At 66.5% G+C, this 14,395-nt stretch carries 11 protein-coding genes; 8 read left to right on the top strand and 3 right to left on the bottom strand.

Going from position 1 to position 14,395, the window contains the following annotated elements; translation table 11 throughout:
* The first annotated feature begins 71 nt into the window (after positions 1-71).
* From BW981_RS08195 to ligD, 5 genes are all read left to right on the top strand, one after another.
* Positions 72-1,010, top strand: coding sequence for an ABC transporter permease (locus BW981_RS08195; protein ID WP_076438017.1), 939 nt, complete (start codon positions 72-74; stop codon positions 1,008-1,010).
* 13 nt (positions 1,011-1,023) lie between these two features.
* Positions 1,024-1,914, top strand: coding sequence for an ABC transporter permease (locus tag BW981_RS08190; RefSeq protein WP_076438016.1), 891 nt, complete (start codon positions 1,024-1,026; stop codon positions 1,912-1,914).
* Positions 1,911-3,743 carry an ABC transporter ATP-binding protein gene (locus BW981_RS08185; RefSeq protein WP_076438014.1) on the top strand — a complete coding sequence of 611 codons (1,833 nt, stop codon included), beginning with the start codon at positions 1,911-1,913 and terminating at the stop codon, positions 3,741-3,743. The genes BW981_RS08190 and BW981_RS08185 overlap by 4 nt, the downstream gene beginning before the upstream one ends.
* Positions 3,744-3,871: 128 nt before the next feature.
* Positions 3,872-4,711 (top strand): non-homologous end joining protein Ku, encoded by an 840-nt coding sequence (locus BW981_RS08180; RefSeq protein ID WP_076438012.1) that lies wholly within the window; start codon positions 3,872-3,874, stop codon positions 4,709-4,711.
* A gap of 1 nt (position 4,712) precedes the next feature.
* A complete protein-coding gene (gene ligD / locus BW981_RS08175) occupies positions 4,713-7,265 on the top strand; it encodes a DNA ligase D (protein WP_076438010.1) in 2,553 nt (850 codons plus the stop codon).
* Positions 7,266-7,346: 81 nt separating this feature from the next.
* Here ligD and BW981_RS08170 read toward each other — a convergent pair whose 3' ends face one another.
* Positions 7,347-8,153 (bottom strand): non-homologous end joining protein Ku, encoded by an 807-nt coding sequence (locus BW981_RS08170; protein WP_076438009.1) that lies wholly within the window; start codon positions 8,151-8,153, stop codon positions 7,347-7,349.
* Between the two features lie 419 nt (positions 8,154-8,572).
* Complete coding sequence (locus tag BW981_RS08165) at positions 8,573-8,803, bottom strand: hypothetical protein (RefSeq protein ID WP_076438007.1); 231 nt, start codon at positions 8,801-8,803, stop codon at positions 8,573-8,575.
* Between the two features lie 155 nt (positions 8,804-8,958).
* Between BW981_RS08165 and BW981_RS08160 the strand changes: the two genes are divergently transcribed.
* Positions 8,959-11,028 carry an ATP-dependent helicase gene (locus tag BW981_RS08160; protein ID WP_076438005.1) on the top strand — a complete coding sequence of 690 codons (2,070 nt, stop codon included), beginning with the start codon at positions 8,959-8,961 and terminating at the stop codon, positions 11,026-11,028.
* A 139-nt stretch (positions 11,029-11,167) separates the two neighbouring features.
* Here the strand turns inward: BW981_RS08160 and BW981_RS08155 are convergent, their stop codons facing one another.
* Positions 11,168-11,806 carry a helix-turn-helix domain-containing protein gene (locus BW981_RS08155; RefSeq protein WP_076438003.1) on the bottom strand — a complete coding sequence of 213 codons (639 nt, stop codon included), beginning with the start codon at positions 11,804-11,806 and terminating at the stop codon, positions 11,168-11,170.
* Between the two features lie 235 nt (positions 11,807-12,041).
* Here BW981_RS08155 and dapA point away from each other — a divergent pair, with 235 nt between their 5' ends.
* Both dapA and BW981_RS08145 read left to right on the top strand, forming a co-directional pair.
* Positions 12,042-12,941 (top strand): 4-hydroxy-tetrahydrodipicolinate synthase, encoded by a 900-nt coding sequence (gene dapA, locus BW981_RS08150; protein ID WP_076438001.1) that lies wholly within the window; start codon positions 12,042-12,044, stop codon positions 12,939-12,941.
* 10 nt (positions 12,942-12,951) lie between these two features.
* Complete coding sequence (locus tag BW981_RS08145; protein ID WP_076437999.1) at positions 12,952-14,376, top strand: FAD-binding oxidoreductase; 1,425 nt, start codon at positions 12,952-12,954, stop codon at positions 14,374-14,376.
* Positions 14,377-14,395: the final 19 nt, after the last annotated feature.

The raw sequence follows: 14,395 nt of genomic DNA, 5'->3' as shown, positions 1-14,395 counted from the left end.
GTCAAGCCCGGGCATGACGGCCCGACCCAGGCAGCCCGCTGCGGCCGCTTCTCCTCAGACATGGCGGCATCATGAGCGCCTTTCTCGTCAAACGCCTCGGCTTCGCCCTCGTCACGCTGTGGGCCGTGCTGTCGCTGGTCTTCGTCGTGGTGCGCATCGTGCCCGGCGACCCCGCCCAGGTGATCCTCGGCGACCAGGCCGACGCCGCGGCCATCGCCGCGATGCGCACGCGGCTCGGCCTCGATGCGCCCGTGTTCGAGCAATACACCTCCTTCCTCGCCGGTGCCGTCCGCGGCGACTGGGGCGTCTCGCTCGTCACCGGTCGGCCGGTCATCCAGGAGGTGCTCGCTGTCCTGCCCTGGACGATCGAGCTGACGCTGGTCTCGCTGGCCATCGGCGTCGCCATCGGCGTGCCGCTCGGTGTCTGGGCCGCCGTCAACCGCAACCGCATGCCGGACTATGTGACACGCATCGCCTCGCTGCTCGGCCTGTCCTTTCCACCCTTCGTCTCGGCGATCATCCTGCTGATCGTGTTTTCGATCATGCTGCACTGGTTCCCGGTGATCAGCGCCGGGCGCGGCTCGTTCTCGGCCTGGTTCCAGGCGATGGCGCTGCCTGCCCTCAATCTGGGGCTGATCATGGCGGCCTACATCACCCGCGTCGCCCGTTCGGCGATGCTGGAGGTGATGCAGGAGGATTACGTCCGAAGCGCCCGCGCCAAGGGCGTGCCCTGGCGGGTCGTCGTCTGGCGGCATGCTCTGCGCAACGCGCTGATCCCGATCATCACGATCGTGGGTTTGTATCTCGGCATCCTGATCGGCAATTCGGTCCTGACGGAGATTGTCTTCAACCGCCCGGGCCTGGGCAAGCTCATCGTCGGCGCGCTCAACCAGCGCGACTACACCATGCTGCAGGGAATGATGGTGATCTACACGCTGATCGTCGTGCTGGTGAACATCGCCACCGACATCACCTACGCCCTCGTCGATCCGAGAGTGAAGCTGTCATGAGGGTGAAGCTGCCATGAGCACCTCCGTCCATGACGCCGCCCCCGCGGCCCCGCCCCGGCTGCGCTGGCTGAAGGCGACCATCGGCGCCTTCAACGCCAACAAGACATCCTGGGTCGGCCTCGCCGTCATCGTCGCGGTCGTGCTTGCAGCGGTGCTCGCCCCGGTCGTCGCGCCGCACGATCCGCTGGAGCAGAACATCCTGTCGCGGCTCCAGCCGCCGCATGAGAACTATTACCTCGGCACGGATTATTTCGGCCGCGACATCCTCTCGCGCCTGCTCTACGGCGCGCGCATCTCGCTGGTGATCGGCGTCGCCTCGACCGTGATCGCCATGGTCGCGGGCTCCCTGATCGGCATGCTCGCCGGCTATTATGGGGGGCGCTTCGACGTCGTCGTGATGCAGGCGATGGATATCCTGCTCGCTTTCCCGTCGCTGATCCTCGGCCTGATCCTCGTGGCGATGCTCGGCCCGTCGATGGAGAACATCACCATCGCCATCGCGCTGACCTCCATCCCCTCCTTCGCCCGCATCGCGCGGGCGCCGACGATCTCGGTCAAGGAGCGCGACTATATCGGCGCCGGTCGCGCTCTGGCCTTCTCGGACGCCCGCATCCTCGGAGGGCACATCCTGCCCAACATCTTCCCAGAGATCCTCGTGATGGCCTCGCTCTGGCTCGCCAACGCCATCCGCACCGAGGCCTCGCTCGCCTTCATCGGTCTTGGCGTGAAGCCGCCGATCGCGACCTGGGGCGGCATGATCCGCGAAGGCTTCGAGAACATCCTCGACAGCTACTGGCTGGTGCTGGCGCCGTCGATCGCCATCCTGATCGTCGTCTTCGCCCTCAACGTGCTCGGCGACGGCCTGCGCGACGCCATCGACCCCAAGCTGAAGGGCGAGCGATGAGCGGCCCCGTCCTCTCCGTCGAAAACCTCCAGACCGCCTTCCGCGTCGGCGGGCAGTGGCGCTGGGCCGTCGAGGATCTGAGCTTCGAGGTCGCGCCCGGCGAGACCGTGGCCATCGTTGGCGAGTCCGGCTCCGGCAAGAGCGTCACCGCGCTGTCGGTCATGCGGCTGATCTCGGCCGCCAATGGCCGCATCGAGGGCAGGATCGCGCTGGAAGGGCGCGAGCTGCTCACGCTCACAGAAGAGGAGATGCGCAAGGTCCGCGGCAACGAGATCGCGATGATCTTCCAGGAGCCGATGACGAGCCTGAATCCGGTGCTCACGGTCGGCTTCCAGATCGCGGAGGCGTTGCGCTACCATCGCGGCCTCGATGGAGCGGCCGCGAAGGCCGAGGCGCTGCGGATGCTCGACAAGGTGCGCATCCCCTCGGCGAAGAGCCGGTTCGACAACCATCCGCACCAGCTCTCGGGCGGCATGCGCCAGCGTGTCATGATCGCGACGGCGCTGGCCTGCAAGCCGAAGCTCCTGATCGCCGATGAGCCCACAACCGCGCTTGACGTCACGATCCAGGCGCAGATCCTCGAGCTGATCAAGACGTTGCAGGATGAAGAGGACATGTCCGTCCTCTTCATCACCCACGACATGGGTGTCGTCGCCGAGATTGCCGATCGCGTCGTGGTGATGTGGAAGGGCCGCAAGCTGGAGGACGCGCCGGCGACCCAGGTCTTCGGCGCCCCCGTCCATGGCTACACCAAGGCCCTGCTCGCGGCGGTGCCCAAGCTTGGCGACATGGAGGGCCATGCCCGGCCGCTGCGCTTCCCGCGCATCGATCCGGACAATGGCAAGGTCGAGGGCGAACCGGTCGAACAACCCGACACGGTCGCCGCCGGCGAGGCGCCCCTGCTGGAGGTATCGGGCCTGACGACGCGCTTCGGCATTCGCGGCGGCCTGCTCGGCCGGTTGCGCGGCCAAGTCCACGCGGTCGAGGATATCTCCTTCACCCTGCGGCGCGGCGAGACGCTGGCGCTGGTCGGCGAATCCGGCTGCGGTAAATCGACCACCGGGCGCTCGATCCTGCGGCTGGTCGAGCCCTCCTTCGGCACGGTGCGCTTCGATGGCCGTGAGGTGACGAGCCTCGGCAAGGCCGAGCTCCGCGATGTCCGCCGAGACATGCAGATGATCTTCCAGGATCCCTTCGCAAGCCTGAACCCGCGCAAGAGCATCGGCAGCGCGCTGGCCGAGCCGATCCTGGTTCACGGTCTCGCCCGGGGCGCGGACGCGCAGGACCGCGTTGCCGAGCTTCTGCGCAAGGTCGGCCTCGCGCCGGAGATGCATGTCCGCTTCCCGCACGAATTTTCGGGCGGCCAGCGTCAGCGCATCGCCATCGCCCGCGCGCTGGCGCTGTCCCCCAAGCTCGTCGTCGCGGACGAGGCGGTCTCGGCGCTCGACGTCTCGGTGAAGGCGCAGGTGCTGAACCTGATGCTCGACCTGCAGGCCGAGCTCGGCCTCGCCTATCTCTTCATCTCGCACGATATGGCCGTGGTCGAGCGCGTCAGCCACCGCGTTGCCGTGATGTATCTCGGCGAGATCGTCGAGATCGGCCCGCGCGAGGCGGTCTTCGCGGATCCGCAGCATCCCTATACCCGCAAGCTGCTGGCGGCCGTGCCGGTCCCCGATCCGGCCCGCCGCACTCTGAGGCGCGAGCTCGCCGTCGACGAATTGCCGAGCCCGATCCGCAAGCTCGGCTGGCAGGCTGTCCCGACAGCGCTTGTCGAGGTCCGGCCCGGCCACTGGGTCCGGCAGCCGGCCACGTCAGCTTCGTCCTCGTAGCGCCCCCGCTTCGGCGATCGGCAGATCGCTGGCGAAGACGCGGGTGCACCGGCCCGGAACGATCTGTCGCGCCGGCGGTTCTCCCTGGTTGTCAGGCCTGCGAAGGCCATGGAACGGGGGGCACTCGCTTGGCACCAAGGGCGAACTGGAAAGGCTTTCTCAAGATCGCGGAGGTGAGTTGCCCCGTCGCGCTCTTCACCGCCGCCTCCACCTCCGATCGCATCGCCTTCCATACGATCAACCGGGCGACCGGAAACCGCGTCAGCCGTCAGTTCGTGGACAGCGACACCGGCAAGCCTGTCGAGAGGGACGACCAGGTCAAAGGCTACGAGGTCAGCCAGGGCGACTATATCGTGCTCGACCCCGAGGAGGTCACGGCCGCCGTTCCCGAAAGCGACAAGACGCTGGCGGTCTCGGCCTTTATCAGCTGCTCGGAGATCGACGACGTCTATTTCGACAAGCCCTACTATTTGGCACCGGCCGATGGCGCGGCCAAGGAAGCCTTCGCGCTGATCCGCGAGGGCATGCGGAAGAAAAAGGTCGCCGCCATCGCCCAGACCGTCCTGTTCCGGCGGGTTCGCACCGTTCTCATCCGCGCGCACGGTCCCGGGCTGATCGCCACGACGCTGAACTACGACTACGAGGTCCGCTCGGCGAAGGACGCCTTCCACGACATCCCCGAGATGAAGATCGAAGGCGAGATGCTCGAACTCGCCGAACACATCATCAAGACCAAGAAGGGACGCTTCGATCCCGCCGCATTCGACGACCGCTACGAAAGCGCGCTCGCCGAGCTGGTGAAGGCGAAGGCCGAGGGCCGCAAGATCGAACGGCCCAAGGAGCCCGATCGCAGCAAGGTCGTCGACCTGATGGCCGCGCTGCGCGAAAGCGCCGGCATGTCCGGCAAGAAGCCGAAGAAGGCGGCCAAAGCCAAGGCTCCGGCGGCCGCCCGCAAGAAGGCCAGCTGAAATGGCGCTCGAGGCCTATCGCAAGAAACGGAACTTCTCCGCGACGAGTGAGCCCAAGGGCGGCCGGGCGCGCAAGACCGGCAACAGCTTCGTCATCCAGAAGCACGACGCGACCCGCCTGCATTACGATTTCCGGCTGGAGCTGGACGGAGTCCTCAAGAGCTGGGCCGTCACCAAGGGGCCGAGCCTGGTCGCCGGCGAGAAGCGCCTGGCCGTCCATGTCGAGGACCACCCGCTCGAATACGGCGGCTTCGAAGGCACCATCCCCAAGGGCGAATATGGCGGCGGCACTGTCCTGCTCTGGGACCGCGGGACATGGACGCCGATCGGCGACGCCCACAAGGGCTACGCCAAGGGCCATCTCGAGTTCGAACTTCAGGGCGAAAAGCTCTCCGGCCGCTGGCATCTGGTGCGCATGCACGGAAAGCCGGGCGAGAGGCGCGAGAACTGGCTGCTGATCAAGGGCGAGGACGAGGTCGCCCGTCCCGAAGGCGCTCCCGACATCCTGGATGAGCAGCCGCAATCGGTGAAGACGGGCCGAGATATTCCCGCCATCGCCGGCGAGGCGCCCGGCTGGTCCTCCAGGACCGGCAAGATTACGCGCCGCAGCGGCAAGGTGAAAAAGACCGCGCCAGCGGCGGAGCCGGCACAAGACGGTCCCGCCGCCCTCGATCCTGCGGCCATCAAGGGCGCGAGGAAAGCCGCGATGCCGGACTTCGTCGAGCCGATGCTCGCGTCGCTGGTCGCGGCGGCGCCGACCGGCGACCGCTGGCTGCACGAGATCAAGTTCGACGGCTACCGGCTGCAGGCCCGCATCGAGGCCGGGCGGGTGAAGCTGCTGACCCGCAGCGGACTCGACTGGACGAAGAAGTTCGGCAAGGCCGTCGTCACCGCGCTACAGCAGCTGCCGCCAGGGACGGCGATCATCGACGGCGAACTCGTGGTCGAGACTGACGCCGGAGCGTCCGACTTCTCGGCCCTGCAGGCCGATCTGAGCGAGGGCCGGTCGGACCGGTTCGCCTTCTACGTCTTCGATCTGCTCTATCTCGACGGCTACGATCTCACCGCCCTGCCCTTGGCGAAGCGCAAGAGCCTTCTGGAGCCGCTCGTCGCCAACGCGGACGGGATCATCCGCTACAGCAGCCATTTCGACGAGAGCGGCGCGATGGTGTTGAGGCACGCCTGCCGCCTCAGCCTCGAAGGCATCGTCTCGAAGCTCAGTGACGCCCCATACCGGTCGGGGCGCGGCAAGAGCTGGGTGAAATCCAAGTGCTCGGCCCGCCAGGAATTCGTGATCGCGGGTTATGTGCCCTCCAGCGTCTCGCGCAAGGCCATCGGCTCGCTGGTGCTCGGCATTTACGAAGGCGACGAACTTCGCCATGTCGGGCGTGTCGGCACCGGCTTCAGCGGCGCTGTCGCCGAAGAGCTGTTCCGCAAGCTCGAACGTCTTCGCGCGACATCGAGCCCGTTCGGCGGGCCGCTCACCGCCGACGAAGCCCGGAAGGTCAAATTCGTCCGGCCCGAACTGGTCGCCGAGATCGAGTTCCGGGCCTGGACCGCTGACGGCCATCTGCGCCATGCTTCCTTCAGGGGGGTGCGCGAGGACAAATCCGCCCGCGAGATCGTGCGCGAGGTTCCCATGTCGGCCAAGAAGCAGCCTGCCCCGCAGCGGCGCACCGTCAAGCTGACGCATCCCGATCGCGTCTATTGGCCGGATGCTGGGGTCACCAAGGAAGGGCTGGCGGATTACTACGCCGAAATCTGGCGCCAGATTGCGCCTCATATCGTCGGACGACCGCTCGCGCTGCTGCGGTGCCCGAACGGGATCGACGGCGAGTCCTTCTTCCAGAAGCATGCCTGGAAGGGCCTCAACCCGAACATCGTCCTGGTGAAGGATCCGCAGGATCCATCGGATGCCCCGCTGATCAGCATCAACGATCTCGACGGGCTTCTCGGCCTGGTCCAGGCGGCCGTGCTCGAAATCCACCCCTGGGGCACGACGGTCGCCGAATGGGAGAAACCCGACACGATCGTCATGGATCTCGACCCGGGCGAAGGCGTTGCCTGGCAGGACGTGATCGAGGCGGCACGGGAGGTGCGCCAGCGCCTGACCGATGCCGGCCTCGCCGCCTTCGTGAAGACCTCCGGCGGCAAGGGGCTCCACATCGTCTCGCCCCTGAAGCCGAGCGCGGACTGGGCGGCGGTGAAGGCCTTCACCAAGGGTCTTGCTGATGCGATGGCGGCCGACACTCCCGAGCGCTTCGTCTCGACGATCACCAAGTCGAAGCGTCGCGGAAAGATCCTGGTCGATTATCTGCGCAACCAGCGCGGCTCCACGGCGGTCGCAGCCTATTCGACAAGAGCGCGCGCCGGCGCGCCCGTCTCCGCGCCCCTGACCTGGGACGAACTTGGCCCCGGCATCGGCCCGGCCTATTTCACGGTGGCGACGATGCCGACGCGGATCGCAGCCTTCTCGTCCGATCCCTGGGACGGCTTCCGCGCCGCCGCGGCTTCGCTCGAACGGCCCCGGCCGCGCAGGAAGAAGGCAGGCTAGGGTCGCTCGACCGCCAAACGAGCCGGAGGCAGATGCTTGCCGCCATGCGGCTATCCGACAGGTCTGCCCGCCGCGCCGAGCTCAGCTTCGCTTGCCCTTCCCTTCCGAGGCGATGCTCTTTTTCAGCGCATCCATGATGCTGATGACATTGCCCGCCGGCGCCTCGGCCTTGGCGGCGGGCTTCGGCCGGCGTTTGCGGCCCTTCTTCTTGGCCGCGATGATGTCGAGAAGCTTCGCCTGCACCGGGTCGTCCACCATGTCCGGCGTCCATGCGGTGGTGCGATCCTCGACCAGTTTGGTGATCAGCTTCATCAAGCCGGCATCGACCGTCTCCTTTCCGGCGCTGGCGAAATAATCGTCTTCGTCCCGCACCTCGTCGCCATAGCGAAGGGTCCAGAGCACGATCCCCTTGTCGCGGGGCTTGAGCATGACGGCACGCTCGCGGCGATAAAGCACCAGCCGCGAGATGCCGACGGTGCCGGTCGCCGCCATCGCGCCGCGAATGACCGAAAACGCTTCTTCACCGACCCGGTCGTTCGGGATGAGATAATGCGGCTTGTCGTACCAGATCCATTCGATCGACTCGGACGGCACGAAAGTCTCGATGTCGATCGTGCGCGTGCTTTCGAGCGCGACCGCCTCCAGTTCCTCGTCTTCCAGCAGGACGTGGTCGTCCTCGCCGCGGGGGTAACCCTTGACCTCGTCGTCCTCGTCAACCGGCTTGCCGGTGACGGAGTCGATATAGCGGCTGACGATGCGGTTGCCGGTCTTGGCGTTCAGCGTGTGGAAGCGGACCTTCTCGTTCTCGCTGGTCGCCGGCATCATCGCGACCGGGCAGGTCACGAGCGAGAGCTTGAGATAGCCCTTCCAGAACGAGCGTGGCGCCATGCGATCCTCCAGCAGGATCGAGAGGAACGCGACGCCGGCCGTTCCGTTCCTCGTCGGCAGGACGACCGTGGAGCGGAGGCCGCGCGTCTCAGCGACCGGAACGCATTCACTGCCGGCTCACTGTCTTGGGCACTGTCTTGGGCCCCTTCTTCAGGTTGCGGCACGTCATCGCTCCTCAGGAACCACCGCGTCGCCCGCCCATTGCATCCCAGAGCCTTTGGACATCGGCGGCGCTATGCCCCGCCACCGTCATGATGAAGGTAGCCGGCGCGTTCTGGATCAGCATCCGCGACAGGTCTGTCGGTGCGCCGGGATGGTCGTCGGCAGGTGACGGAGACCGGCACTGACCGCTTTGAGATAGACCGGTAGGCCGATCGGCGAACCCAGCAGCGCTGGCGAGATTTGGAGCGGGCCCGCGCTCATGGGTCCTTCTCCGCGACAGGCCGCGCGCCCTGCGAAAACAAGCCCCGCAAAAAGCCCCGCGAGACCGATCGATCGGCATCCGCCAGCAGGATGATGAAGTCATGCGCGAGGGCACGGAGTGCCGCCGTTTCCGAGCCATGCTCCTCCAGCAAGTCCGCCACCATGCCGGTCACCTCGGCGTCGATCGTGGTATCCTCGGCAGGTTGGTTCGCTGGCTGTGCTGACATCGGGCTCGATCTCGGTTATGAGAACAGAATGAGAACGATGCCGAACCAGAGTCAAGCGGAGCTCGCCGCCAAGCCATCGGCATGCTGGGCTGCTGATGCGGGCCTGTCATCCGACATGGCAAACGAGGACGAATCGTGCCGAACAGAACCCCGTCATGAATGCCATCGCCCCGATCAGCTATCTGGACATGCTCAACCCGGCGCAGCGCCGCGCCGTGATCCATGGCGTCGGCTCGGTCGCAGCCTTGCCTCTGCTGGTGATCGCGGGGGCCGGCTCGGGCAAGACCAATACGCTGGCGCACCGCGTCGCGCATCTGATGGTCAGCGGGGCCGATCCACGCCGTATCCTCCTGATGACCTTTTCGCGCCGGGCGGCTTCCGAGATGGCCAGGCGAGTCGAGCGGATCGCACGCAAGGTGCTCGGTGACGGGGCCGGGGTCCTCGCCGACGCGCTGACTTGGGCCGGCACCTTCCACGGCATCGGGGCGCGGCTCCTGCGCGACTTCGCCGACCAGCTCGGGCTCGACCCGGCCTTCACCATCCATGACCGGGAGGACTCGGCCGACCAGATGAACCTGGTGCGGCACCAGCTCGGCTTCTCGAAGACGGAAGCCCGCTTCCCGACCAAGGGCACATGCCTGGCGATCTATTCCCGCTGCGTGAACGCCGAGCAGCCGATCGAGGAGGTTCTGGGCCGGTCCTACCCCTGGTGCGTCGCCTGGGCGGCCGAGCTCAAGGAACTCTTCGCGGCCTATGTCGAGGCCAAGCAGAGCCAGAACGTGCTCGATTACGACGACCTGCTGCTCTATTGGGCGCAGGCCATGACCGATCCGGACATCGCCGCGGAGATCGGCGCACGTTTCGACCATGTCATGGTCGACGAGTACCAGGACACCAATCGCCTTCAATCCTCGATCCTGCTGGCGCTGAAGCCGGACGGGCGCGGCCTGACGGTGGTCGGCGACGACGCCCAATCGATCTATTCCTTCCGCGCCGCGACGGTGCGCAACATCCTCGACTTCCCGGCCGCCTTCACCCCTCCGGCCGAGATCATCACGCTGGACCAGAACTACCGCTCGACCAGCGCGATCCTGTCGGCGGCCAATGCGGTCATCGATCTGGCCTCCGAGCGTTTCACCAAGAACCTCTGGACGGAGCGCGCCACGGGCGCCCTGCCCCAGCTCGTCCATGTCCGCGACGAGGCCGACCAGGCCCGCTTCATCGCCGAGACGGTCCTGCGGAACCGCGAGGGCGGCTCGACGCTGAAGCAGCAGGCAGTGCTGTTCAGGGCGTCGCACCACAGCGGCCCGTTCGAAATCGAGCTGACCCGTCGCAACATCCCTTTCGTGAAGTTCGGCGGGCTGAAGTTCCTCGACAGCGCGCATATCAAGGATCTGCTGGCGCTCCTGCGCTTCGTCGAGAACCCGCGCGACAAGGTCGCGGGCTTCCGCGTCCTCCAGCTCATGCCCGGCGTCGGCCCGACCTCGGCGCAGCGCGTGCTCGACCATATCGCGCAGGACGCCTCCCCGCTTGAGGCGCTGGCTGACGCACCTGCTCCGCCGCGATGCGGCGAGGATTGGTCCGACTTCGTCGCCGCCATCGCCGAGGTGCGGTCCGGCAAGGCCGGTTGGCCGGGCGAGATCGAGCGGGCGCGGCGCTGGTACGAGCCGCATCTGGAACGCATCCATGAGGATGCAGTGACTCGCCAGGCCGATCTCGTCCAGCTCGAACAGATCGCCGGCGGCTACCCCTCCCGCGAGCGCTTCCTGACCGAGCTTACGCTCGATCCGCCCGATGCCACGAGCGACCAGGCCGGCGTCCCGCTGCTCGACGAGGACTATCTCATCCTCTCGACGATCCATTCCGCCAAAGGCCAGGAATGGACCTCCGTCTTCGTGATGAACGCCGTCGATGGCTGCATCCCGAGCGACCTCGGCGCCGGCGCCAAGGACGAGATCGAAGAGGAACGGCGGCTGCTTTATGTCGCGATGACACGGGCCAAGGATGACCTCCACCTGGTCGTGCCGCAGCGCTTCTTCACCCATGGTCAGTCCGCGACCGGCGATCGGCATGTCTACGCCAGCCGCACTCGCTTCATCCCCAATGGCCTACTCGGGCAGTTCGAGCGCGTCGCCTGGCCCATGGCGGCCCCGGGCGACACACGCGCGCCATCCGGCGGGCCCAAGGTCGATGTCCGGGCCAGGATGCGCGGGATGTGGCGGTGAGGGCGTCGGCGAAATCCACGGGTCGATCGCCCTGACCTGCCGTCGCAGAGGTCTGCCTGAGAGCAGTTGCGAAAGCCGGGAGCCGCGTGGTCGTTGTCCGTGAACTCGGACAACGGCAAAGCGGCTTGAATAATGCAAATTAAAGGTCGACGAGCACCCAGAGTACGACGGCGTTTGTCGGGCCCTTTGAGGTCCAGGTGTGCTCGGTGGTGGCGTCGTAATAGACCGAGTCACCCTTGTTGAGTTCGAGAGGCTCGTAGAGCCGGCTATGGACGACGAGTGTGCCTTCCATCACCATTACGAAGATCTCGGCCTCAGATTTCGCCCAGGCTGGATATTCCTCCGGCGAGCGGGCCGTAACCGTGGTCAAGATCGGCGTGGCGCGCTTGTTCTTGAGGTCGGCGCAGAGCAGGACGTTGTTGCAGGTCCCGGTAGCGTGCTTGCTGCCGCTGCCGGCCCGACTGATGCTGCGACGGCCGGAAAACGCGTAGCCGGTGCCTTCCTCATCGGCCGAAAGCAGTGTCGCCAGCTCGACCTCGAGGCCGTGGGCAATGCGTTGCATCGTCGAGATCGTCGGCGACAGCTCGTTGCGCTCGATCTTGGAGAAAGCGGAAGCGGAGACCCCCGTAAGAGCGCTGATGTCCTGCAATGTCAGGCGACGGCTCTTTCGAAGCTTGAGCAGACGGGCACCGATATCGACGCCGCGCGGCTCATCCAGCCGCTGCGGCTCGGGTGGCTCGGCGGTGTCGCCGTGCTCAGCCCATGAAAGTTCCGGCATGCCGCTTCTCCGCCGCGCTCGTTCGCGATCGCGTTTCTACCGCCGCCAGAGCGCATTGAAAAGGACAGGGGCCAGTTTAGGCGAAAAATTGTCGGATACGACATTTCTGTAGTTTGATGTTGACACCCCTGATGATGTGAAAGAAGTTTCATATCCAACGATGCGCCGGCAATCGACCGTGCACGCACGGCACGGGGCCGGGCGTTGCGGCTCAGCGGCGCCGGGGATTGTTGACATGACACTCACGCACGACCAGCTTGCCGGCCTCTACACGGCCATCGTCACGCCACTGACCGGCGATGGCGCGGTCGACGTCGCCAGCCTTCAGAAGCTCGTGCGCTTCCAGCTCGATGCGGGCGCGGCCGGCATCGTGCCGATCGGTGGCACGGGCGAATATCCGGCGTTCTCCCGCGAGGAGCGCAAGACGATCGTGGCGGCCTGCGTCGAGGCTGCGGCCGGCAAGCCGGTCATCCCGGGTGTGCTCTCGACCGGCTTCGAAGATGCCCTCGAGGCGGGCCGGGATTTCGCGGCAGCCGGTGCTGCCGCCGTCATGACGGTCACGCCCTATTACGCCCCTGGGACGCAGGACGGCATGCGCGCCTATTTCCGGCGCTATCGGGACGCGCTCGACCTGCCGGTAATGCTCTACCAGATCCCGCGCCGCACCACGGTCGCGGCCTTCGCCGATACGGTGCAGGCGATGGCCGAGGACGGCTCGATCATCGGCATGAAGTATTCCTCATACGACATGCCCGATTTCATCCGCACCGTGAAATATGCCGGCGACAAGATCGCGATCCTGTCGGGCGAGGAGCCGCTCTTTGCCACCCACATCGCACTCGGCGCGCGCGGTGGCGTGCTGGCCTCGGCCACGATCTATCCGAAGATCTGGCTCGAGATCTTCGGGCTCGCACGCCAGGGCAAGCTCAAGGAAGCGCTGAAGCTGCAGGACAAGGTCGATCCGGTGATCGACTCGATCTATGTCGAGACCAATCCCGGCCCGCTGAAGGAATACATGGCGCTGGCCGGTATGCCGGTCGGCGGCGTGCGGCTGCCGCTGATGGGCCCGAGCGAGAAGACGCTCGCCGGCCTCAAAGCTGCCGCAGCGCAGGCCAAAGCCATCAGCCTCGCCTGAGGAACCTGCCGTGCTCAACGCACTCCGCGGCATCGTCGGCGACAAGGGGCTGATCACCGATCCGGCCGAGATGGAGCCGTATCTGGTCGATTGGCGCCAGAGGCTGCGCGGCACGGCGCTCGCCGTTGTCCAGCCGGCCTCGACCGCTGAGGTATCCGCCGTCGTCGCGCTCTGCGCGGCCGAGGGCCAGCCGGTCTTCCCGGTCGGCGGCAATACCGGCCTGTGCTTCGGTGCGGTGCCGCTCAGCGATCGGCCCGGCAGACCCGGCATCATGCTCTCGCTGCGGCGGATGAACCGCATCCGCGGCATCGACCGCGCCTCGGGCGTCGCCACGGTGGATGCCGGCGTCGTGCTCGGCGATCTCCACACCGCCGCCGCGGAAGCGGGCCGTCAGTTCCCGCTGCATCTCGGCAGCGAAGGCAGCGCGCAGATCGGCGGGCTGATCGCGACCAATGCCGGCGGCACGGGCGTGGTGCGCTACGGGCCGATGCGCGATCTCGTCGCCGGGCTGGAAGTCGTGCTGGCCGATGGCCGCGTGCTGAACGACCTCGCAGCGCTGCGCAAGGACAACACCGGCTACATGCTGCGCCATCTCTTCATCGGTGCGGAGGGCTCGCTCGGTATCGTCACCGGCGCTGCGCTTCGCCTCCATCCGCAGGTGCCGAACACGGCCCATGCCTGGGTCGCAGCGGCCAAGCCTGCCGACGCTGTCGCGCTTCTTGCCGCGATGCAGGACCGCGCCGGCTCCGCCATCCAGGCCTTCGAACTCGTCTCCCGCTCGCAGTTCGAGCTCGTGCGGAAACATGCGGAACGCGCGCGCTTCCCCTTTGCCGAGATCCCCGCCTGGTCAGTGCTGATCGAGCTCGGCAGTGAGGATGCAACGACGGCCCTCGGCGACATCCTCGAGGAGGTGCTCGGCGCGGCTCTGGAGCGAGGGGAACTGCTCGATGCCGTTATTGCGTCCTCGGAGCAGCAGGCTGCCGATTTCTGGCATATCCGGCATTCGGTTTCGGAAGCGAACAAGAAGGAAGGGATGAGCATCACACACGACGTCGCGGTGCGCTCCTCCGACGTCGCGCCTTTCATCGAGGCCGCCGACGAGGCCGCCGCGAAGCTCTTTCCGCAGGCCTATAGCGAGGTGGTCTGCCATCTCGGCGACGGCAACGTCCATTACATCCTCATGTTCAGCCATGACTATTGGGCGACGCTGCCTGAGCCCGAGGCTTTCGCGCTCGAAGTCGAGCGAGCGATCCACGATGTGGCGGCGCGTTTCGGTGGCACCTTCAGCGCCGAGCACGGCGTGGGCCGCAAGCTCACCGAGGAGCTGGAACGCCTCGCCGATCCCCTGCGCTACGAGCTGATGACCAAGGTCAAGGCGCTGTTCGACCCGCAGAATCTGATGAACCCGGGTGTCCTTCTCGCCAAAGCGGGATAGCGCCCCAAGAAACCAGCCG

Origin of the sequence: Allobosea sp. TND4EK4, assembly GCF_900156025.1 — a bacterium.
Taxonomy (GTDB): domain Bacteria; phylum Pseudomonadota; class Alphaproteobacteria; order Rhizobiales; family Beijerinckiaceae; genus Allobosea.
The sequence above is the reverse complement of the archived record's forward strand: the minus strand, read 5'-3'. Positions and strand labels throughout refer to the sequence as shown.